Source organism: Cohnella endophytica, from assembly GCF_003628305.1.
GTDB lineage: Bacteria > Bacillota > Bacilli > Paenibacillales > Paenibacillaceae > Cohnella > Cohnella endophytica.
The window spans coordinates 207,485-228,491 of record NZ_RBZM01000001.1; the positions used below are offsets into that span (position 1 = coordinate 207,485).

Annotated in this window: 19 protein-coding genes; 11 read left to right on the forward strand and 8 right to left on the reverse strand. The window is 50.9% G+C overall.

What is annotated here, in order from left to right:
• Nucleotides 1–2: 2 nt before the first annotated feature.
• From D7Z26_RS01080 to D7Z26_RS01090, 3 genes are all read right to left on the reverse strand, one after another.
• Nucleotides 3–1,445, reverse strand: a complete 1,443-nt coding sequence (locus D7Z26_RS01080) for a hypothetical protein (RefSeq protein ID WP_120973933.1) — start codon at nt 1,443–1,445, stop codon at nt 3–5.
• Nucleotides 1,446–1,499: 54 nt separating this feature from the next.
• The gene (locus tag D7Z26_RS01085) at nt 1,500–2,078 is read right to left on the reverse strand and encodes an undecaprenyl-diphosphatase (protein ID WP_120973935.1); all 579 of its coding nucleotides are present in this window, start codon (nt 2,076–2,078) and stop codon (nt 1,500–1,502) included.
• 61 nt (nt 2,079–2,139) lie between these two features.
• Nucleotides 2,140–3,012: an alkaline phosphatase family protein gene (locus D7Z26_RS01090; protein ID WP_120973936.1), complete on the reverse strand. Its 873-nt coding sequence runs from the start codon at nt 3,010–3,012 to the stop codon at nt 2,140–2,142.
• A gap of 158 nt (nt 3,013–3,170) precedes the next feature.
• Between D7Z26_RS01090 and D7Z26_RS01095 the strand changes: the two genes are divergently transcribed.
• Nucleotides 3,171–3,932 (forward strand): YheC/YheD family protein, encoded by a 762-nt coding sequence (locus D7Z26_RS01095; RefSeq protein WP_120973938.1) that lies wholly within the window; start codon nt 3,171–3,173, stop codon nt 3,930–3,932.
• Nucleotides 3,933–3,966: 34 nt separating this feature from the next.
• Here D7Z26_RS01095 and D7Z26_RS01100 read toward each other — a convergent pair whose 3' ends face one another.
• Both D7Z26_RS01100 and D7Z26_RS01105 read right to left on the reverse strand, forming a co-directional pair.
• The gene (locus tag D7Z26_RS01100) at nt 3,967–4,710 is read right to left on the reverse strand and encodes a YheC/YheD family protein (protein ID WP_147423814.1); all 744 of its coding nucleotides are present in this window, start codon (nt 4,708–4,710) and stop codon (nt 3,967–3,969) included.
• A 69-nt stretch (nt 4,711–4,779) separates the two neighbouring features.
• Nucleotides 4,780–5,490, reverse strand: coding sequence for a DUF421 domain-containing protein (locus D7Z26_RS01105; protein ID WP_120973942.1), 711 nt, complete (start codon nt 5,488–5,490; stop codon nt 4,780–4,782).
• Between the two features lie 150 nt (nt 5,491–5,640).
• On the opposite strand from D7Z26_RS01105, the gene D7Z26_RS01110 reads away from it, so the two are divergent.
• The 7 genes from D7Z26_RS01110 to D7Z26_RS01140 all read left to right on the forward strand — a co-directional run bounded on the left by D7Z26_RS01110 (nt 5,641) and on the right by D7Z26_RS01140 (nt 15,578).
• A complete protein-coding gene (locus D7Z26_RS01110; RefSeq protein ID WP_120973944.1) occupies nt 5,641–5,895 on the forward strand; it encodes a hypothetical protein in 255 nt (84 codons plus the stop codon).
• Between the two features lie 219 nt (nt 5,896–6,114).
• Entirely contained in the window at nt 6,115–7,845 is a 1,731-nt protein-coding gene (locus D7Z26_RS01115; protein ID WP_120973946.1) for a sensor histidine kinase, read from the forward strand.
• Nucleotides 7,838–9,433, forward strand: coding sequence for a response regulator (locus D7Z26_RS01120; RefSeq protein WP_120973947.1), 1,596 nt, complete (start codon nt 7,838–7,840; stop codon nt 9,431–9,433). The genes D7Z26_RS01115 and D7Z26_RS01120 overlap by 8 nt, the downstream gene beginning before the upstream one ends.
• Before the next feature lie 207 nt (nt 9,434–9,640).
• Nucleotides 9,641–10,966 (forward strand): ABC transporter substrate-binding protein, encoded by a 1,326-nt coding sequence (locus tag D7Z26_RS01125; RefSeq protein ID WP_158602144.1) that lies wholly within the window; start codon nt 9,641–9,643, stop codon nt 10,964–10,966.
• Nucleotides 10,967–11,051: 85 nt separating this feature from the next.
• Nucleotides 11,052–11,972, forward strand: a complete 921-nt coding sequence (locus D7Z26_RS01130) for a carbohydrate ABC transporter permease (protein ID WP_120973951.1) — start codon at nt 11,052–11,054, stop codon at nt 11,970–11,972.
• Between the two features lies 1 nt (nt 11,973).
• A complete protein-coding gene (locus D7Z26_RS01135) occupies nt 11,974–12,801 on the forward strand; it encodes a carbohydrate ABC transporter permease (RefSeq protein WP_120973953.1) in 828 nt (275 codons plus the stop codon).
• A 35-nt stretch (nt 12,802–12,836) separates the two neighbouring features.
• Nucleotides 12,837–15,578, forward strand: coding sequence for an alpha-L-rhamnosidase (locus D7Z26_RS01140; RefSeq protein ID WP_120973955.1), 2,742 nt, complete (start codon nt 12,837–12,839; stop codon nt 15,576–15,578).
• A gap of 91 nt (nt 15,579–15,669) precedes the next feature.
• Here the strand turns inward: D7Z26_RS01140 and D7Z26_RS01145 are convergent, their stop codons facing one another.
• From D7Z26_RS01145 to D7Z26_RS01155, 3 genes are read right to left on the reverse strand one after another with little or no spacing between them, the layout of a single operon-like run.
• Entirely contained in the window at nt 15,670–16,047 is a 378-nt protein-coding gene (locus tag D7Z26_RS01145) for an NHL repeat-containing protein (protein ID WP_120973957.1), read from the reverse strand.
• A 29-nt stretch (nt 16,048–16,076) separates the two neighbouring features.
• Nucleotides 16,077–16,604 carry an NHL repeat-containing protein gene (locus D7Z26_RS01150; protein WP_120973959.1) on the reverse strand — a complete coding sequence of 176 codons (528 nt, stop codon included), beginning with the start codon at nt 16,602–16,604 and terminating at the stop codon, nt 16,077–16,079.
• Nucleotides 16,597–17,406 (reverse strand): phytanoyl-CoA dioxygenase family protein, encoded by an 810-nt coding sequence (locus D7Z26_RS01155; protein ID WP_120973961.1) that lies wholly within the window; start codon nt 17,404–17,406, stop codon nt 16,597–16,599. Before D7Z26_RS01155 ends, D7Z26_RS01150 begins: the two co-directional genes overlap by 8 nt.
• A 116-nt stretch (nt 17,407–17,522) precedes the next feature.
• On the opposite strand from D7Z26_RS01155, the gene D7Z26_RS01160 reads away from it, so the two are divergent.
• From D7Z26_RS01160 to D7Z26_RS01170, 3 genes are all read left to right on the forward strand, one after another.
• Nucleotides 17,523–18,443, forward strand: coding sequence for an AraC family transcriptional regulator (locus D7Z26_RS01160; protein ID WP_120973963.1), 921 nt, complete (start codon nt 17,523–17,525; stop codon nt 18,441–18,443).
• A gap of 107 nt (nt 18,444–18,550) precedes the next feature.
• A complete protein-coding gene (locus tag D7Z26_RS01165; RefSeq protein WP_120973965.1) occupies nt 18,551–19,294 on the forward strand; it encodes a hypothetical protein in 744 nt (247 codons plus the stop codon).
• 13 nt (nt 19,295–19,307) lie between these two features.
• The gene (locus tag D7Z26_RS01170) at nt 19,308–20,996 is read left to right on the forward strand and encodes a vWA domain-containing protein (RefSeq protein WP_120973967.1); all 1,689 of its coding nucleotides are present in this window, start codon (nt 19,308–19,310) and stop codon (nt 20,994–20,996) included.
• The last annotated feature ends 11 nt before the right edge of the window (nt 20,997–21,007 follow it).

Sequence of the window (21,007 nt, forward strand, 5' to 3'; positions counted from 1 at the left end):
TCTCACTGCCGAGATATCAGAAACACGCTTCCGAACGGCCCCTTGAAGAGAGGTTCACCATATCTTGTTACCCAGTCGGCGTATAGCAGTTCCGACACGTTACTTCTTGCGATGACGTAATCCGGACGATCGGATCGAACGATCTCCGGCAACCGCTCGGAGAAACCGTACATCGACCGTTCGAAGGCGGTCCAGCCATACGCGCCTCGAGATGCGTCCGTGATGTAGGGGTCTTGCCTACCGTCCGCGAGAACGTCCCCTCCACGGTACGTGATGTATCCGGATGATCCGTAAGGAGCCATTACTTTCGGACGTATCCCGTCGGGACCGCGATCTAGGATGTAAGACATTTCTTCAACCGGATACAGCTTAGAGCTCACCTGAGTCGGAAAGATGAAGTTGATCGAGGATTGCAACAATAGTCCGATGGCTACGCAGGCTAGCAGATGGCGAAGATTGAACCGTAATTTAATGGATTCGAGCCACGGAGCGGCTTCTATTGCGGTTGCGGCGAAATAGGGAATGAATAGCCACATGAACAGATTTTGCTTGTAACTGGATACGCCCAAGTACAGAACGCCAAGCATGACGAGAAAGCGGAACATTTTCTTGTGCAGGGAGTAGGGCAGTATCGTCGCGAAAAACATTAAAGCTAGAAGTCTCGGGAGATTTTCCAAACTCGTGAATTGAATCGCATTCCATTCGTCGATGAGCAGATTGAAATGATGTTGAGTAACCGTCAACACGTAGAGAATGCTACGCCAGCCGCCAACGTTCAACAAACCGACAGCATATACGGCAACGAAGACGAGAAGTCGGTTTCTTTTCATGTTTTTGTCCGTAACGTCTTCGATAAATGCCATTCCGGTAAACACGGCGATAACCGGCCATACTCCGGCATGGATGTTGGCAAGCGCTAACGAAAACAAGATCAGAAGGATAGCGTATTTCAATTTGTTCTGCAGGCGATATTCGCGAAGAAACACGAAAAACCAAACGATCATGCCCGATGAAATAATCTGAGGCCTACTGGCGAAATAGTAATAATAGACGCAGACGGTTATGACGAGAATAAGAACGATTAAGAAGGCCGGAGGTTCGCCCAAGCCCATCTCTTTACGTGAAACCTGACATAACCGGTAGAGCCCCCAGATCAGCATAAAGAGGCAGGCAGCGGTCAATAGATAGATTCCCGGCCAGCCTAAGGCCGAGTACAAGAGAGCAATTATGAGCTGGAATCCGAACTCATGCGGAACGTAAGGGAGGTTGTTCCCGGAGTATGTATGGATGGCATGATGTAATACCGTGCCGTGTTGGAGCATGTACTGGCCGAGTTCGATATGCCAGAAAGTGTCCGGGTCGTTGTAAGTATATTTGGGTAACATGCAGAGAACGGCAATAACGATTAATGCGCCGAGAATCATCGGAAGCGATTTTCTATTCATTTTAGACTCCTAGCATAACAACGACCTTTCCCTTCGGGAAAGGTCGTTGTCTTATTATTGTGATCGAGGCAGGAACGAAACCTTTGCAACCAGTTTCCCATATATTCGGATAAAGAACAAGGGGATGAAGTCGAGTTTGCCTCTCATTTTATGAACTAGGAAGCCGATTATGAAGGAAAGTAAGATAGCGCCTCCGATATCCGCCGGGTAATGGACGCCGACGAATACTCTCGCGATTCCCGTTATAACAGCCAATGCCAGAAGCGCGACACCGGTTTTTCGCTTCGCGAACAAGATACTGAAGGCCAATGAAAATGCGAACGTCGCATGATCGCTCGGGAAGGAAGCGTCCGGCGCGTGCGCGATCAATTGATGGACTTGATGATCGACAAACGGTCTTGGATGGTTAACCATGGGCGAAATGATCAAACTTGCGACAAGCAGAGCGACAACAGTCGTCAAGCAGGCATAGAAGACGGTTTTTTGGTTGTTTTCCTTGCCAGTGATCCATAAGAAGCCCAAGATGGCGATCATGATCCAGACGATATCCTGGGCGCAGAATGTCATCAGATCGTCGAACCAATCGTAACGACCGGCGAACTGGTTAAGAAGTTGAAACAAGTTGTCATTCATAATATCATTCGCTTTCGTTTTTCTTTATACGTTATCACGCGGTTCTTAATTATTTATTAACTTAACGTAAATTCCATATGGGGAGCGACCGGGCTTGCTTGGCTTGTCCGAGCGGATTTAATCCGTACGAGTCTTCGATCGTGCGCAGTACATCGAAGTGATTCGACTTTTGTTTGTAATCGCCTTGTTGAACCATAGGTCCAACGAATACCGTTGGAATCTTGTTTTTCTGGCTCCGATCATCCTCGTCCCAAGTAAGAATGAGCAGGCTGTTATGTTTCTTAGCCCATTCCACATAACCGGACATGTGCTGCTTCAGCCAATCGTCCGCTTCTTTTATCGTGCCGTCGTGGATATCGTGGTCCATGTTCGGGATAACGAACGAGACGGTGGGCAACTTGGAGTAATCCTTCGGAAAGCTGGTTAAGGGCATATTCGCCGACTGCGGTACATTCGTAAAGTCCGCCCAAGGATTGTGTTTTCTCGCGTATTTCGTTTTTAAGTCGTAGGCTCCCGTAAAGCCGATCTTAGGCAATCCCTCGGAATATCCTCCGAACGTGAAGCCATGCTTGATCAGTTCCGCCGCCAGATTATCGGTGTTAAAAGAATGGATGGGTTTGTCGTTTTTAACGCCTTGATTGGAGCCAGAGAACAAATCCAAGTAATTCGGCAGGCTAGGATGCTCGATCGCATAGTGATTGACCAGATTAGCGCCCTGTTTCATGAGCTGATTCATATAAGGCGCCGATTTATTCCCGGAAATTTCCCGCAGAGAATGATTCTCCTCGACAACAATGACGATATGGTCCACTTTCGGAGTGCCGGAGGCAGGTTTCGCTTCCGCGGTTTCCGGTCCGGACCAAGACGGAAAGCTAGAAAGAGCTAACGGAGACAGCAATACAAGGAGCGGAACTAGTAGTTTCTTTTTGCGCATCGCGTTATTTCATTCCTTAATTTTTAGAGTCGAAGAACGACCTCATTATAAGATAAGGTTTGTATGGGCTTCAATGAAATCGCGACAGTTAATAATCTTTTAAGAATTGACGAGGAGTCCCACAGCGACAACCTGGCACATAAACTGTCTTTAAGTTCATGACTATAGGAGGGGATGCAGTGCCTCAATACGTCAGCAGCAAATGGAAAAAAACGGAGGCTCTTTTACGTAATCGGTCATTACAAAACATCATTCCGAAGACTGTTCGATTTAATCGAATTCAACTTAAAACGATGTTAGAAAGTTCGGGAATGGTCTACATCAAACCGGACACCGGTTCGTATGGAAACGGCGTTATGAGGGTCGAGAGGAAGAAAGGACGATACAGCTTCCAAGCGGGGGAGCGACTGCGAACGTTTTCTACTTTCGATTTTTTGTTCGAAGCCCTTAGGAAGGAAACGAAGAGCAGACGCTACTTGATCCAACGAGGCATTCATCTTTTGAAATACAAGGGAAGACGATTCGATTTAAGAGTCATGGTGCAATTAAATCCGAAAAAAGCCTGGGAGACGACAGGCATCATTGGACGGGTCGCTGCCCCTCGTAAAATCGTTACCAACTTTCACAACGGCGGCAAACCAATGTCGGCGACACGTTTATTAGGTCAACATTTGAATAAACAAGCGATGGAAAATAAAATCAATTCGCTCGAGGTGCTGGGCGTAAGGACGGCTAAGACGCTCCGCAGAAAATTTCCGGGATTGCGCGTGATTGGATTAGACGTTGGAATGGATCCCTCGCTAACGCCTTGGATTTTAGAGGTAAACACGAATCCGGATCCCTATATTTTCCGAAAGCTGCCCGATCCGACTATTTTTCGAACCATACAGCGTTATGCCAAAGCTTACGGACGAAAATAAATAATGAAGCTACCAAAAAGGCCTAAGCTTTTGCTTAGGCCTTTTTGTCATTTGCGATTTTCGCGTACCGCACAATTTTTCGGAACATCCGCTTATCTTTAAGGACGTTAAATATCGTTTTGTCCGGCCGTGTATTGACTTCGATAATCCAAATCTTCAACTCTTTATCGATTCCGATATCCAATCCATACGAACGAAATCGGGGGAAAAATTTGTTCACGTGCCCGCTGGTTCGGAGACCTAGCTGGTTAAGTCGTTGAATATACGCATTTTGTGCAACAGGGGATAAGGTTGGAGTCAGCAATTGACGCACTGGCAAAGGTCTTCCGCCATTGTGGTAGTTCGTTACGATTTTTTTCGGCTGGGCTAATCGTCCGATCATTCCCGTTACTTCCCATTTTCGATTCGGATTACGTTGTACCATAATACGCAGATCAAACGGTCGGTTCCGATAGCGGAGTAAAGGGATGCCCTTCTGAACGATATAGACTTTCTTTCCGGCGGATTTCTTGAAAGCCTTAAAGGCTCCGTCGAAGGAAATGAACGTTTGGCTTTTTACTCCGCTCTGAAGTCCAAAGGACTTATCGTGCGTAGACAGCTTAAAGATACCATTTCCACCGGTTCCGTGATTCGGTTTAAGATAAACGACGGAATGCAATTTAAGCAATGTACGCACGTTTGCCGCAGTTGCGATGAGCGTCTGAGGCAGGTGTCGAGCGATATTCGAATCTTTCATCATTATCCGATGTTTGCCCATTTTGTTATTCCAGTATGGCACGGTATCACTCCTGATGGACGTTGTCTTTACTTAATTGTTATATGCCGATTTTCGCTCTCGCGATTGGATTTATTCTTTGTCTACAGGATTGTTTAGGCGATCTTGATAATAATCATAGAACACGTTTCCGGTCGTTGTTCTTACCGCATAGAACACATCCGACAATTTCTTGCCTTGAACTTGAAGTTGCCTGAGGAGCCAATCTTCGGAAATGCGGTTTTGCTGCAAATTTTCGTTCATGATTTTCCCGTCCATGATCAATTCCACGGGAAACATGGATTTTTCGGGAAAGGAGACCTGCACATCTTTTTTGGTCGCCGGCAAAAAGGAGTCCTTCTTCTTAACCGATAGTTTTCCGTGAGTTTCTAAGACCGCGTATTCTACTTCGACTAAATCAAACACACCTTTCTCCCTCAAGGATTGGTTCAGAGAATCCAATGTATAGTGAATTTTTCTCATATTGTTCTCCAAGATTTTCCCCTGTTCGATAATTACGGTGGGAGCTCCCGAAATCCAAGTTCTTGACCTTTGGAATTTCAACGCGATAACGGAGGAACAGTAGGAGATGATCGTGATGATGGCTAAAGAAAGAAGCATATAACCGGTTCGGATTTTATCGTTGAAAGCCAGATTGGCCGCGATCGCCCCCATGGAAATTCCCGTCGCGAAATCGTGGAACGTCATATTCGAGATGGTCTGTTTGCCGACGATTCTAGAGATGAATAATAAGACCACGAACGACAAGGTTGTTCTTCCTATGATAATCCAGTATTCGTTCATCTGTAGCTAATCCCTCCTCATTCTACATCTATTTACATTTCGGTCTGTTCGCATACCCCGCGCCGCATGCAGTTCCTATTCGCACATTTTTACCGTAGTACAATCCCCGGTCTCTCAAGGCGAATACGATGTCCTGGGGGTGAATGAATCATGGACGAAATGTTTAGCTTATGTACGAAGCATTTAAATCGCAGAGTTCGCGTTCATACTCGCTGCGGCGATTACTACGAGGGCGTTATCGTTAACGTGGATCGGGACAACGTTTATTTGCGGACATCGGGCGATGTACTCACTTTGGGAAAAGCGCAAACTTCGGCATGGGGGGGATATGGATACGGATACGGATATGGCGGAGGCATCCTTGCCCTATCCTTATTTACTCTCCTTGCGATTGCCTTGATCTGATAATGCCCCTGAAATCCGCTAATAAGCAATTAACGAGCAGCTCCCGACGGGGAGACTGCTCGTTGTCGTTATCGCGTGCCAACGGCCCTGCGGGTTTCTTGGTATCGGCGACCGATTCTCTTGTTTGCCAAGTATGTATCCGTTTGCACCGTTCCAACGTTATGATAGACTAACGATATTAAGTCATCCAGATCGCCTACGGCTTGGGGGGAAACGCCTATGTTCGTCCGCAAGTTCAGCCAACGATTCCGCTGGGGAACAATCAGGCTCCCTTATAAGCTTCTACTTGTTTACATGCCTCTGATACTGCTCCCCGCACTGGCCGGAATCTATAGTCTCACCGAAAGCTACACGGAATCTTCCAAAACCCGATCCTCCGAATACGCAACCAACCTGCTCGGCTTGATGGGACAGAAAATCGACGACCGTCTCAGCAGCTACGAACAATTGAGCAAGCAGATCATGACGGACGACGGACTGCTAGAGCGGATATCCGTCAAGCCCGAATCGATATACGAGAATTTCCAAATTCAGAACGAGATCAACGAGAAGCTAAACGTTTTCTGGTTAGGATCAGGCCAGAACGTCTACGTGAAAGCGATCAAGATCGAGACTCCGGATGCCCACTATACGTACGGTAAAAACGCGATCAATGATTTCGATGTCGGAGATGTCGCGTATAACAAGCAAGTGTCGAACGGGAAGGGCAGCGCGCTTTGGTTTATGCCTCAGGTATATAGCGATGGTTACGAGAAATACGAAGCATTTCGTCTGGGGCGGTCCATTCGCGACAAAAAGCTGAACGTGCTCGGCACTTTGACGATCATCATCGATACGCGGGCGGTAACCGATATTTTCTCCCAAACGAAATTCCAAGAGGACGTTGCGATCAAGTTGTTGACTCCCGACAACGCATTAATCCTTGACAACGGAGAACGCATCGCGGAAGGCGAGCGCCAACTGCTGACGTATTCCCAGAACCAGCTGCATAACGGATGGAGATTGTCCGCACAGCTGCCGCTGAGCCAGCTCTACGAACCGATCTACCGTATCGCGAAAATGGCCGTAATCATCGTGTTGGTATGCATAATCCTCGGTCTGGTCGTAACGCAATTGCTGGCGATGGATCTCGTTATCCCGATTCGGCGATTAATGCTCAATATGAAGCATGGGATAAAGGGCGTAAGACCCGGCAAGCTCAAACGCTTCGGAGGCGCGATCGAGATCGTGGAGATGAACGACACGTTTATATCCGTCATGTACGAAATCGAGCAGCTGTTCGACGAGATCTCGAAACAGGAAGCGAAGAAGAAGGATGCGGAAATCCGCGTGCTGCAAAATCAAATGTCTCCTCATTTCCTGTACAATACGTTGAATTCGATCCGTTGGATGGCGATGATCCAGAAACAGGACAACATCAAGGAAATGGTAGATTCCTTGAATCAAATGCTGACTTACGCGCTGCGGGGCAAAGGGGACCCGGTCGCTCTCTCATCGGAAATCGCGATGCTGCGAAATTACGTGACCATACAGAAGGTGAGGTACCAGCACTTCCAATTCACCGCGGATATTCCCGAAGAGCTCGGCAACGCCAAGGTTCCCAAGTTTTTACTGCAGCCGCTCATTGAAAATTCGTTAATCCACGGCTTATCCCAAGCGGACAGGCCTGGCGAAATTTCGGTGCGGGCAAGGCGGGAAGATGACAAGCTTCTGCTGACGGTTGAAGACAACGGTATCGGAGTCGAGGCCGAGCGACTGGAAGAGATCGTTGCAGGTTTCGGTCACCCGGACAATCATTTCGGGCTTCATAGCGTGCATGAGAGAATCCAGCTTCATTACGGGCGCGGCTTCGGATTAACGATGAAGAGCGTGTCCGGGCAAGGTACGGAATTCACGCTCGCTTTACCGTTGCAGCTAGAGTCAAGTCAGGAGGAAGAGAACGATGCGTAACGTCATGATCGTAGACGATGAATCCCTCGTTCGAATCGGCTTGCAATCGATGATCGATTGGGAACGATTCGGCTTTCGGATCGCCGGCGTGTTCAAGAACGGGGAGGAAATGCTCGCGGCAGCCGCGGGTCAGCACATTGACGTTGTGCTCACGGATATCAGGATGCCGGGTATGGACGGGTTCGAGCTCATTCGGGAACTTAGGAAAACGAATCCCGACATTCATGTAATCGTGCTCAGCAGCTACAACGATTTCGAATATACCCGCCAAGCGATAAGACTGGGCGTAAAGGATTATATCTCCAAGTACGAGATGGAGCCGGACGAGCTCGTTCGCGTTCTTGAATCGCTTCCCTACGGCAAGAAAAGAATCGTCGACGAGACGTCGTCCGAGATTCGCGCGGACGGCATGAAATCCGAGATGGCTCGGGAGGCAAGGGCTTTATTGGACGGGCGCAGTTCCGGCGTTTCGCGGGACCCCGAACGTAAACCGCGATTTCCGCTGCTGACCGAAAGACTTGGGGAGTTCGGGAATGCTTTCCGATGGATTTGCTTAATGCCTTATCCTCGATCGGAAGACTACTCGTCCTCGGAGCGCAAAGCGATGTCGCTGCTGGCGGAAGAGATGTTCGACCGGCTAAGCAATCCGATCCTGTTCGGGGAGAGCGACGGCAATCTTCATGCGGGTTATGCTTGCCGACTTGAAAGCGGGGATGCGGAGGGACGGGAAGAGTGCTTCCGGATGGCCGAGGAGTGGACGGCGGCATTTTCCCAGAAACTGAACGTATCGCTTGCGGTCGGATTCGGCGCTCCTACCGCGTTGGACGGCGTTTGGATGGACGCTCGCCGCGATTCCGAGCAGGAAGCGGAAGATTCCCTCTTCGACGGAATCATAAGCTTTCGCGATAACTCGAAATCTCGCGGTGTTTTCACGGAAGAAGAGTGGCTTGGACTATACAAGCAAATCAAACAGCGAATCCGGTATATTCAGATTCGTCCGCTTGCCGACGATTTGATTGCCTTGCAAGAGGAGAAACTAGAGTCGTATAAACCATCCGAATGGATTCGGCTCGGCGTTGCCGCCGCCTCTCAGCTCGCCGACTTCCTGATCGAACGATACGATCTGCGTACGGGGGAACTCGGACAAAGGTTCGGAGCGTTATGGCCGTTCGCCGAAGCGGCGGGTTCCGTCCGAACCGCCGAACAATGGCGGAAACGGCTGCGCGATTTGTCCGCGCGCACGCAAGACACCGTCGCCGACCGCCAAGCGAGGGGCGGATGGCTAGAGCGGGTGAAGGAGCATCTGGAATCGCACTTCGGGGAAACGATCAGGCTCGAAGAGATGGCTCTGCTGTCCAATTTCAGCGAAAACCATTTCAGCCAACGCTTTCGCCAAGAAACAGGGCAAGCCTTCTCCGATTATTTGACGGATTTGCGGATCCGCGAGGCGGTTCGATTATTCCGGGATACCGAGCTCTCCACCGAAGAAATCGCGTTCCGCGTCGGGTACTCGAACCCGAACTACTTTGTAAAAGTGTTCAAGAAAAAAACCGGACAAACGGTGAAAAATTTCAAAAGCGCCAAATGAATGGATAATGGAATCAACTTCGAGGAATATGGAACGTCGACACGCCGGGGCCGGGAGGGTTCCGGTTTGTTTGGCATAACGAGAAGGGCATTCTGCATGGATGGAACTCGTGTTACCGCTTACAATGAAGTTAGATCGCGATCCGCTAGACGTTATGCCGCTTTAACGATTGATAGACTACCCATGCACGCTTAGGAGGGGTTCATGTTGAGAACACGCAAATTATACGTACTACTGGCGATTACCGCAATGCTAGCATTGACGCTTCAAGCATGCGGAGGCAAAAACGACAACAATGCCGGTTCATCGTCGCCCGCAGCATCGACGAATTCGGCGAATACCGACGCCGGCGCTTCGTCCGGCGGGGGGAACGTCACTCTTAAAGTGTGGGGCGACCTCGGGAACCAAGCCGTATTGGAAGAACCGTTCAAGAAGATCAACGCAGCGTTCGCCGCGAAATATCCGAACATCAAAATCGAATACGACTTCGCGCAGAACGACCAAAGCTTAAACGTCGCCCTTCAGGCGAACGAACTGCCGGACTTGTTCTGGGTGCAAGGCGACAAAACATCCAAAATGTCCGAGATGGTGAAGAACGGTTTCCTGCTCGATCTGACCTCGCGCAATTTGGATCTGTCCAGATACGACGATTCCCAGAAAACCTATTGCACGATCGACGGCAAGATTTACTGCTCGCTGCCCTCGTTTTTCGATACGAACGTCGTGTATTACAACAAGGACATTTACGAGAAAAACGGTTTAACCGTACCTAAAAATTGGGATGAATTCGTGCAAGGCCTCGCGAAGCTGAAAGACGCGGGCGTTACCCCGATCGCTCTGGCAGGCAAGAGCGAATGGGATCGCGCATGGCCCGTATTCGCCTTGGCTCCCGCATTCTCGAACGATGCGCTTAAAGCCGCCCAAGCCGGAACGGGCAAGCTAACCGATCCTTCGATCGCCGGCATGTTCCAATCCTTCCGCGATCTCGCGGAAAAAGGTTACTTCGGCAAAGACTTCCTAGCCCAAGACATGGCCGGCGCCCAATTCGCCTTCACGAACGGCAAAGCGGCGGCTATTATCGACGGTACGTGGGACAACTCGACTTACGTCGCGTCCGGTATGAACCTTGGCCGATTCCCGATCCCGAATAAGGATGGCAAACGAATCGTTCAATCCAGCTACAGCAACTTCATGACCTATGCGATCGCGTCCAAGTCGCAGCATCCGGAAGAAGCCCTTAAATATTTGGAACTCCTGAGCGGCCAAGAAGCTCAGCAGATCATGGAAGACTTTACGGGACTCGTTCCGACGATCAAAGACATTACGCCGAAGGACGAAGGCGTTAAGGAATTGGGCGTATTCGACGAAGCGGGACTTAATATCTACTCGGTGCTGACGGCGCTGTCCACTACGGATTCGAACGCTGCGGACACGATGATGAAAGACGTCATTCCGAAGCTGATGACGCTAGCCATAACTGGCGAAGAGGCGGCGGCTATTCTGGATAAGGCTGCAGTCTATCCATCGAAGTAACGCATTAACGACATCTGCATAACGGTCAAGCGGCGTGGAAGCGGACGCCGCTTGATCTGATTCCGCAACAAAGAAGGTGATCGCAATGTCCTGGATCCGCAGCAAACCGTTTCTGTGGTTCATCCTTCCCGGATTCGTTCTCTATTCGTTATTTTCCGTCTATCCGATATTTTCGGCCGTGCAAATCAGCTTGAACAAATGGGACGGTATCGGCAAGAAGACGTTTGTCGGCTTCGACAATTACGTCGAGCTATTCTCGAATCCTGCCTTGTTCGACCAGCTAAAGAACGCTTTAGGCCATAGCGTGACGATATTCGCGTTAAACGCGCTCGTCGTGCTTCCCGCGCAGTTGTATCTGGCCTATTTACTGTATAGCAAAATTCGCGGACACCGTTTTTTCCAAGCCATGATCTTCTCGCCGCAATTCATCGCTACTCCCGTGATCGCGTTCATGGGCACCCTCGTTTTCGACGGAAATATCGGCGTATTCAATAAGGTATTGGAAGCGTTCGGACTAGGCGAATGGACACGCCCGTGGATGGGCATTCCGGAGTTCGGAATCTATATCGTTTGGTTGCTCGTCGCTTGGTCGGGTATCGGGGTAGGGATGATTTTTTTCCTCGGCGCGATGAAGATGATTTCGAACGAAGTGATCGAAGCCGCGCTGCTGGACGGCGCTTCTTACTGGGGTAGATTTTTCCGCATCGTACTGCCGCAGATCAAGACGACGATTCTGAACATGTTGATCCTGACTTATATTTTCGCGATGACCTTGTTCGATTTTAGCTTTATTCTTGGCGGGGCTTCGGGCGGCATTAACCGCAGCGTCGACGTCATGGCGCTATTCTTCTACCGGATTTCGTTCGGGGACAACAGCTCGGTGGGCGGAACTACGAACGTGAACGCCATGGGGATGGGTACGACGATCGCATGCGTCATGTTCCTGATCGTCTTCGTCGTGGCGCTCCTGCAGGTATTCGTCTCCTACCGCAGAACGGAGGATTGACATGAAAACGATCTTAAAGAAAAAAACGCCGATCAGCGCCGCGATTCTATGGGTTTATTCGCTTTTTACGCTATTCGTGCTTGTTTATATGACTTACCAAGCGTTCCGTCCCAAGAAGGATTTGCTGTCCGCCACGTTCGCGTTTCCCAAACATCTCGGCTTCGGCAATTTCCGCAAGCTTTTCGTGGATGCGGGCTTCTTTACCTACTTGTTTAACAGCGCGTTGATTTTGTTCGGAGCGCTCTTCCTCGTCGTCATGCTATCGACGATGGTCGCCTACGGAATCGGGAAGTTCAACTTCAAATTCAAGAGCGGAATCCTGCTTTATTTTTTGATCGGCCTTATGTTTCCGGTTCAACTGGGCATCGTTCCGATATTTTTGCTTATCCGGGATTTGGGCTTGCTGAACAACCAACTGTCGGTCGTGCTCGTGCTCGCATCGGGATTATCCATGCCGGTGTTCCTATTAACTACGTTTTTCGCCAAGCTTCCGAACGATTTGTACGAGTCCGCCAAAATCGACGGAGCGGGGGAATGGACGACGTTCATCCGCGTAATGTTCCCGTTAGCGAGTCCCGTTACGTTTAGCGTCTGCATCATCATGTCCATGCAAATTTGGAATCAATTTTTCGTTCCGCTTATTTTCTTGCAAAGCGAAGCGAAGAAGACGATTCCGCTCATGATCATGAAATTCACGAACAACGTCTTGTATAACATGGACATGGCGATGGTCGGATCCGTCATGGCTACGGTGCCTTTGCTAATTCTGTTTTTCTTCTTCTCGGGAAGGATCGTCGAAGGGGTGGCGACGGGCGGGGTCAAGGGCTGAATAGGTTTCATAAGATTAACGGGAGGGATTCGTTTATGGATGGGTTGATCATTGACAGGCTTCGCACGGAATATATGGACAATCCGCTCGGAATCGACGTACAGGCTCCAAGGTTAGGCTGGATCGTCAAGTCGTCGCGACGCGGAGCAAGCCAGACGGCTTACCGCGTAATTGCTTCGTACTCGCCAGAAGCCTTGGCGCGGGAAGAAGGAGACGCCTGGGATAGCGGCAAAGTCGCGGAATCCCGGTCCCAGCACATCGAATATGCGGGAGTTCCGCTGGTCTCTTCTCAGAAAATCTATTGGAAAGCCCGCGTCTGGGACGAAATGGGCAAGGCTTCGGAATGGAGCGAAACGGCGATATGGTCGATGGGTATTCTTAGCCGCGACGGTTGGGAAGGCCATTGGATCGGTCATCCCAGCGGGAGAAAGGCTACCCGGGAGGAACCGCTACCCGTCGCTTATTTGCGCAGGTCTTTTCGCGCGGGCGGCAATGTCAGAAGAGCGACCGTGCATGCGACCGCTCTCGGCTTGTACCGGCTTCATCTGAACGGCGTCCGCGTCGGGGACGATGCGTTATCGCCGGAATGGACGGATTATCACGTCCGGGTTCAATATCAGACTTACGACGTGACCGATGGGATAAGGGCGGGAGATAACGCGATTGCCGTCATGCTGGGGCATGGCTGGTATACCGGCTATATCGGGATGTACGGCTACCAGAAGTACGGGATGGAGCCTTCTTTTTTGCTGCAGTTGAACATCGAGTTCGATGACGGCACGGTACAATCTATCCGAACGGACGAACAATGGAAGGCAGCTTACGGGTCCATCGTCGGATCGGATCTGCAAATGGGGGAAAATTGGGACGCGAGGTTGGAGCAACTAGCCTGGCGGGAAACCGCGTTCGACGACGAGAAATGGAAGCCGGCTTCGCGAATGTACGATTATCGCGGCAAAGTAGTCGCCCAAATGTGTCCGCCGATCCGGGTTACGCAAACGAGGAAGCCGATCGAAGTTCGTCAATTGTCCGAAGACCGCGCGCTCGTCGACATGGGACAGATTACAAGCGGATTTCTTCGCGTCGCCCTGGAAGGGAAAGAAGGGGTTCGTTATACGCTAAGGTACGGCGAAGCGTTGGACGAGAACGGGAACCTCTATACCGATAATTTGCGCTTCGCCAGGCAAACCGACACTTACGTGTGCCGAGGCCGCGGCAGGGAAATTTTCGAGCCCGTCTTTACTTACCACGGATATCGTTACGTCGAAATCTCCGGAGGCCCTGCTCCTCGGTCCGAGGATATCGAAGGCATCGTCATCCACTCCAGCCTGCCGGAGACGGGAACGCTGGAAACTTCCGATCCGCTCGTCAACCGTCTCGTAGACAATATCCGTTGGACGCAAAGGGCCAATTATATGGGCGTCCCGACGGATTGTCCGCAACGCGACGAACGGCACGGATGGACGGGAGACGCGCAGATTTTCGCGCCGACGGCGGCATATAACATGGATGTTTCCGCTTTTCTGGCGAAATGGCTGCACGATCTGGAAGACGGACAGCGTCCGACGGGCGCATACACCGACTTCGCGCCGTTTATTTTCGGCCCGAAGACGGAGTTCGACAACGATTTTACTTACACCCATACCGCTTCCGCGGGCTGGGCGGACGCGCCTCCGATCATAGCTTGGTTGCTCTACGAAAGATATGGGGATAGCGCAATTCTTCGCCGGCAATATGCCTCGATGAAGCGCTGGATGGATTACAACGAACAGCTGTACCCGACGGGAATTCGCCGCGACGCACCCCAATACGGGGATTGGCTGTCGCTAGACGAGCGTCCGTTCGAGGAGACGAAGGCGGAATTCGGCTGGCAGGTGGCGGGGCATTCGACGACGCCTTACGACGTTTTTTCAACCGCCTATTGGGCGAACGGCGCCAAGCTAATGTCCGATATCGCGCGAATCGTCGGGGAAGAAGCGGATGCGCGCAAATACGAGCGGCTTCATTCGTTCGTACGCGAGGCTTTCATCAATGAGTTCGTGGACGAAGAGGGGCGGATTCGCGGCGATACCCAAACGATCTATGCGATGGCGCTCGCTTGGGGACTTTTGCCTGATCGATTGCGCGCCGCCGCGGTACAACGGCTCGTCTCGAAAATCGAAGAAGCGGGCGATTTGGCAGCTACGGGGTTTCACGGCACGAAATACTTGATGGAAGTGTTGTCGGAGAATGGCCATGAAGCGCTCGCCTTCCGATTATTGCGAAGGGAAAGCTATCCCTCTTGGCTTTATTCGGTTCGCCAGGGAGCGACAACGATCTGGGAAAGATGGGACGGTTGGACGGAGGAGCGAGGATTCCAGGATCCCGGAATGAACTCTCTTTGCCATTACGCGTTCGGATCGGTAGGCGAATGGCTTTATCGCCATGTCGGCGGCATTCAACCGGATCCGTCCGCGCCCGGTTTCGGTCGAGTCGTTATTCGGCCGCGTCCGTTAGGGGGTATCGTATCCGCCCGTTGCGCGTACGATTCCATCGTCGGCGCGATCGCTACGGAATGGACTTTGCAGGACGGCGCGTTCGAATTGTCGTTGACAGTGCCGGCTAACGTCAAAGCGCTGGTCTATGTTCCGTCGGAAGACGGCGCATACGCAACGGAGGGGAGCTTGCCCGCTGCTCGCGCGAACGGCGTTACGGCCGCAGGCCGGGAAGGCGGTAACGAGTTGTTTATCGTCGATTCTGGAACTTATCGTTTCAAATCTACGATCGCAAAGGTATGACGTTGTCTCCCGGAAACGTCGTCGCCGTCGAGATCGAACGACTCGGACGGCTGACGAACGTGAGGGTCTAATCGAGGATACGGTTTGCTTGCTATTCTTGTTCTTGTTGTTGTTCCGCTTGCAGTCGCCATTTCGTGATCCGGCCGCGCGGTACCCACTCGACGACGAGCAGATTTCCTTGTCGGTCCAGGCACAACGCATGCGGGGAAATGAAGGTATCGTCTTTCCATTCCGACTCGGGAATGTCCGGCCATCGCCCGTCTTGCCAATGAAGCGGTTGTTCGCCGAGATGACCGATGACCCGGAACGCGGAATCGGCGATCGTCACGCGGCTGTTCAGGTCGGGAACGTAAAATCTGTCGCCGTCTCCGACCAGATCGCAAGGCAGAAGAAAATCGCCATAATAAGTATGAACCAGTTTTCCGTCTAGCGTGAAACAAGGAAAACGTTGGTTTCTGCGATCTGCCACATACAGTAGAGGCTCAGGGCCGCACGCGTCTATCCATAGACCGTGCGGCTCTTGAAATTGGCCGTCTTCGCTCCCTCGGCCTCCCAGCATTCGAGCCATCGGCCATTGCGGTCGTATCGATGCACGTAATATTGACCATAGCCGTCCACGACGTAGATGTCCCCGTTCGGAGCCACGTCGGCGTCGGTCGGTTTAAAGCTTTCGGCAGAAGGATAAATCTCCGAAACGGGAGGAGCGGCGATGTTCAGCAACTCCCGTCCGTCCAGCGTATATTTGGCTACGAGATGTCGTTCGATATCGGTCAGAATCAAGCATTCTTCGCCGTCATGATCGCGGTACAAGTGCAGGCCGTGTGCGCCTTCGGCGAATTCCTCGCCCCAGGAAAATAAATAGCGACCCTCCGGGTCGAGCACGACGACCGCATGCTTGCTCATGTTAAAGACGATAATACGGCCCTGCGAATCGACGGCGATGCCATGCGTGAAGCCTAGCTCCACGTCTTCAGGCAAAATCGGCCAACCCTCGACGCGGCTTCCTAACGTGCGCGAATCAAACATCTGTTTTCGCCAATAGCGGGAATCTCGGACCCGTGATCGGTTGTCCGGCAGTCAGGCCTGCGCCGTCCGTCACGAGGTGCTCCTTGCCGTTATAGGTGATGCCATCCGGCATGAAGATAATGGCCAGTACGCGACGCGGTTTGTCCGTTACGTTGGCATGGGCGTAGTGAAAGGTCAAGCCATTGTGGAACGTGCAACTGCCGGCTTTGAGCGGAACGATGACGGGTTTGCGCTCGGCGGATTGTCCGCCTTCTACGAAGTCGAATATATTTTGCGGATTAGCCAAGTCGATTCCCGTTAGTTTGCCTAGTTTATGTGATTTGGGCACGAAAGCCATGCAGCCGTTATCCTCGTTTACGTCGTCGAGCGTAATCCAGATGGACATCATACCCGCGTCCGCTTCGTTGATCGGCCAGTAAGGCGTATCTTGATGCCAAGGGGTCGCTTTGGAATCGCCGGGCATTTTCCATAGGCCGTGATCGTGGAAGAAGCGCATTCCGGACGCGCCGGACAATTTCATGGCGGATTGTGCGAAACGAGGGTGGAAGCTGTATTTGCCCATGCCGGCATGATCGCGCCATAGATTGACTTTCTGATTCAGTACCCGATAATAGGATCCGTCTTTCTTGTCCGTAGATTTCGAGCGGTCGCTTTCGGTCTGCATGGCTTCCTCCAGATAACCGCGCAATTCGGCCAGTTCTTCGGGCGTAAGCATATTGTCTACCTGTACGAATCCGTTTTCCTGATAAAAGTCGATATGTTTCTGAGTGATAGGGGTTTGCGTTTTGGCTTGCGCGTTCATTTGTTATTTCCTCCTTGTATATGAGCTTGATTTGATTATAATTGGGGGGGAGAAGATGTACGATGGAGGAAAATCCGCATTATTTGTAAAAAAGTCGAATCGATACGGTGGGGTAAATGAGCGATAACTTGAGGGTGGATTACCGAACGATTTCTCCTTACGTAAGATTCGTGCACGAGATCGAGATCCCGGCGGGAAGCAGAATGCCCGAGCGCTTCATCTACGACCATGAGTTTATCTACGTGGTCAAAGGCAGCGGCATGATTCGGATCGAGAATCGCTCCTTTGCGATGCGGGGCGGCGATCTCCTGCATATTCGGCCACACTTGAAGAACGAGATGGTTGTCGGGGATGAGATGCCCATGCAATGCTTCGCCGTTCATTTCGATTACGTATTTCTGGGGGAAGGTTTGGATTTCTCGCCGTACTCGGTTTATTTGGGAAGTAAAGTGGAAGGCGCGGATTCGGACGCGGATCATTGGTTGGGAGAGCGACCCGTCGTAGAGGTTGCCGATTTGGATATTCCGGAGCAATTGCGACCGACTGCCGTTCAAGAATTCTATGAAGTGTTCCGCGAGTTGCGGTTACGATTCGAGGAGAAAAGGATGGACTCCTGGTTGTGGCTCAAAGCCGGCATGCTGCGGTTGATTGGTCTCGTACACCGCGAGTTGATGACCAAAGAAGGAGTTAGAATCGACCACTCCCATGCGGATTTGGTACTGGATGCGATCTCTTATATGGAAGAGCGCTATGCCGAACGAATAAGCGCCGGCATGCTGGCCGAGAGAGCTTCGCTCACGCCCAAGTATTTCGGTACCATTTTCCGGCAGGCAACGGGTCAGTCTATCGCGGAATACTTGTTACGCTTGCGAATGGAAGAAGCGAAGCGATTGTTGAGACAAAGAAAGTTAAACGTTCAGCAAGTTGCGGAACAGATCGGAATCGACGATCTTTATTATTTCAGCAAGCTGTTTAAACGCTTTGAGGGCATACCGCCCAAAAAATACGCCGATTCCGTCTCTTGGTTGGGAAATTAAAGAAACTTTCGAACCGGAATGAACAGGCTGCCGATATCGGCGGCCTGTTTAACATGCGTGCGCCTGAATCTACATACATATGAAGTATCGCGTTGGAGGTGTGAATGATGACCGGCACAAGAACCATGAAATTGCTGGGACTTATCGGCGGAGTCGCGCTTCTGAATATCGTGATCTTCTCGCCGGGATTCATAGGAGTTGATATCGGGGGGGATAGCGCTCTAGAGACGGCTTCCGGCGTCACGTTATTGTTGAGCAGCGTCCTAACGCTTCTATATGGGAGTTACGCGTTACTGTTAAAGCCCGCGGTCGCGACGCCCGTTAAAGAGCTGAAGTCCCATGAGGATTATATTGCCGCCTTTATCCCTTACAAAAAATTGAAAGCTTTAAATACGGAAACCGGGCTTGCCATAGATCAGTTGAACCGAATGGACAAAAAAAGGAACGTCCTGTTGAAAGTATTAAGCGAGAGGTTTAATCGAACGGAGCTAAGCTTCCAGAAATTCATCGCCGTAATTGCCGAGGTCGAGAACCTTTTTTTCCTGAACATGAGGGGGATCCTCAATAAACTAAGCGTATTCGATCTATCGGAATTCGACATGCTCGCCAATCCGCAAAGATCCAAGCTATTTTCCGGCAAACTGTTACAGGAACGATCGGTTCTCTACCAGGAGTATTTCGCCTTCGTGAAGGGTTCTCTTGACGCCAATGAAGAAATTTTGCTGAAGCTGGATAAGTTGCTTCTGGAGATTTCTCAACTAGGCTCTGCCAATTACGAAGACGTCGAGAATATGCCTTGCATGAAAGAAATCGATTCATTGATCAAGCAGACCAAGTTTTATGAGCAATGAGGGGGAGATAGGGATGGCCAGCAAAAGCAAGGCTGCAGTGGTGTTAGCGGGGATTGCGGTCGTCGTGTTCGTACTCGTGTATTTCGGAATCCGATTCACATCGAATTTAGGCAAGACGGAGACCGAGATAACTACCGAGAATGCGGATAAGCAACTGGAAAAGCTGTTCAAAAAGATTTCCGTAACGACAACGGAACCCGTAAAAGGTCAGATCGACCTTGATCCGGTAGCCGTAGGAGATTCTTTGCCCGATATATCCAAGTTTCCGATCTCGGTTGCCAATACGACGGATAGCTTCGTAGAGATTTTCTCCTCGACGGAGAAATCCGGTACCGGTAACGACGGGTGGCTTAATGAGGTCGCGACGGACTTCAATAAGGCCAACATTACCTTGAACGGGCAGGCGGTTTCCGTCAAGATCCGCAATATCGCGTCGGGCACGGCAACGGATTATATCCGCTCCGGCAAATACGTTCCGGACGCGTTCACGCCTTCGAACGAGCTATGGGGAGAAATGGTCAAGGCGCAAGGAACCCCGATTCAGCTCGTCTCCAAACGTCTTGTCGGCAACGTGGCCGGCGTAGTGGCTACGAAGAAAAAATACGACGAGCTCGTTCAGAAATACGGTTCGTTAAACGTAAAAACGATAACGGACGCCATCGCGGATAACGAGTTGTCGATGGGATACACCGATCCGTTCGCCAGTTCTACCGGTTTGAACTTCCTTGTGACCGCGCTGGCTACATTCGACAGCACGAATCTATTAGGAGATCAAGCGGTTCAAGGCTTCGAAAAGTTTCAATCCAATGTGCCTTTCCTAGCGTCTACGACATTGCAGATGCGGGATGCGGCGAAGTCGGGGATGCTGGATGCTTTCGTCTTGGAGTATCAGACCTTTGTTAATGCGACGGATTTGAAGGATGGATACGTGTTCACTCCGTTCGGCGTGAGGCATGACAGCCCGTTGTATGCTCTAGGCAATCTGCCTCAGGAAAAGCTGGATATTATTCGTAAGTTCGCGGAATTCGTAGCGCAGGCTAAGTATCAGAGCTTGGCAAAGGACAAAGGTTTTAACGGACTCGAGGAATACAAATCGGAACTTGCCACGGTCGACGGCAATGTGTTGTCCTCCGCGCAGAAGCTGTGGAAGGAAAAGAAAAACGGCAACAAACCGATTGCCGCGGTGTTCGTAGCCGATGTATCGGGGAGCATGAACGGCGAACCGTTAAAGAGGCTAAAAGAATCTCTGCTGAACGGCCAGAAGTACCTGGGCAGGGACAATAGCATCGGGTTGGTTTCATACTCAAGCGACGTCTCGATTAATCTTCCTATCGGGAAGTACGATACGAATCAGCAGTCCATGTTCGTCGGAGCCGTCGATAGCCTTCAAGCCGGCGGAGGAACGGCTACTTTCGACGCGATCGTGGTCGCAATGAAGATGCTTCAGGACGAGTTAGCTCTTCACCCGGGCATCAAACCTCTGATTTTCGTCCTCAGTGACGGGGAAACGAACGAAGGGCATTCGCTTAAAGATATTAGAGGCTTGATCGAGAACTTCAAGATTCCGCTTTACACGATCGGTTACAATGCGAATATTAAAGCGCTTCAAAGCATCTCGAGTATAAACGAAGCAGCCAGCATCAATGCGGATACGGACGACGTCGTGTATAAAATCGGCAATTTGCTTAACGTTCAATTGTAAATGGAGAAACC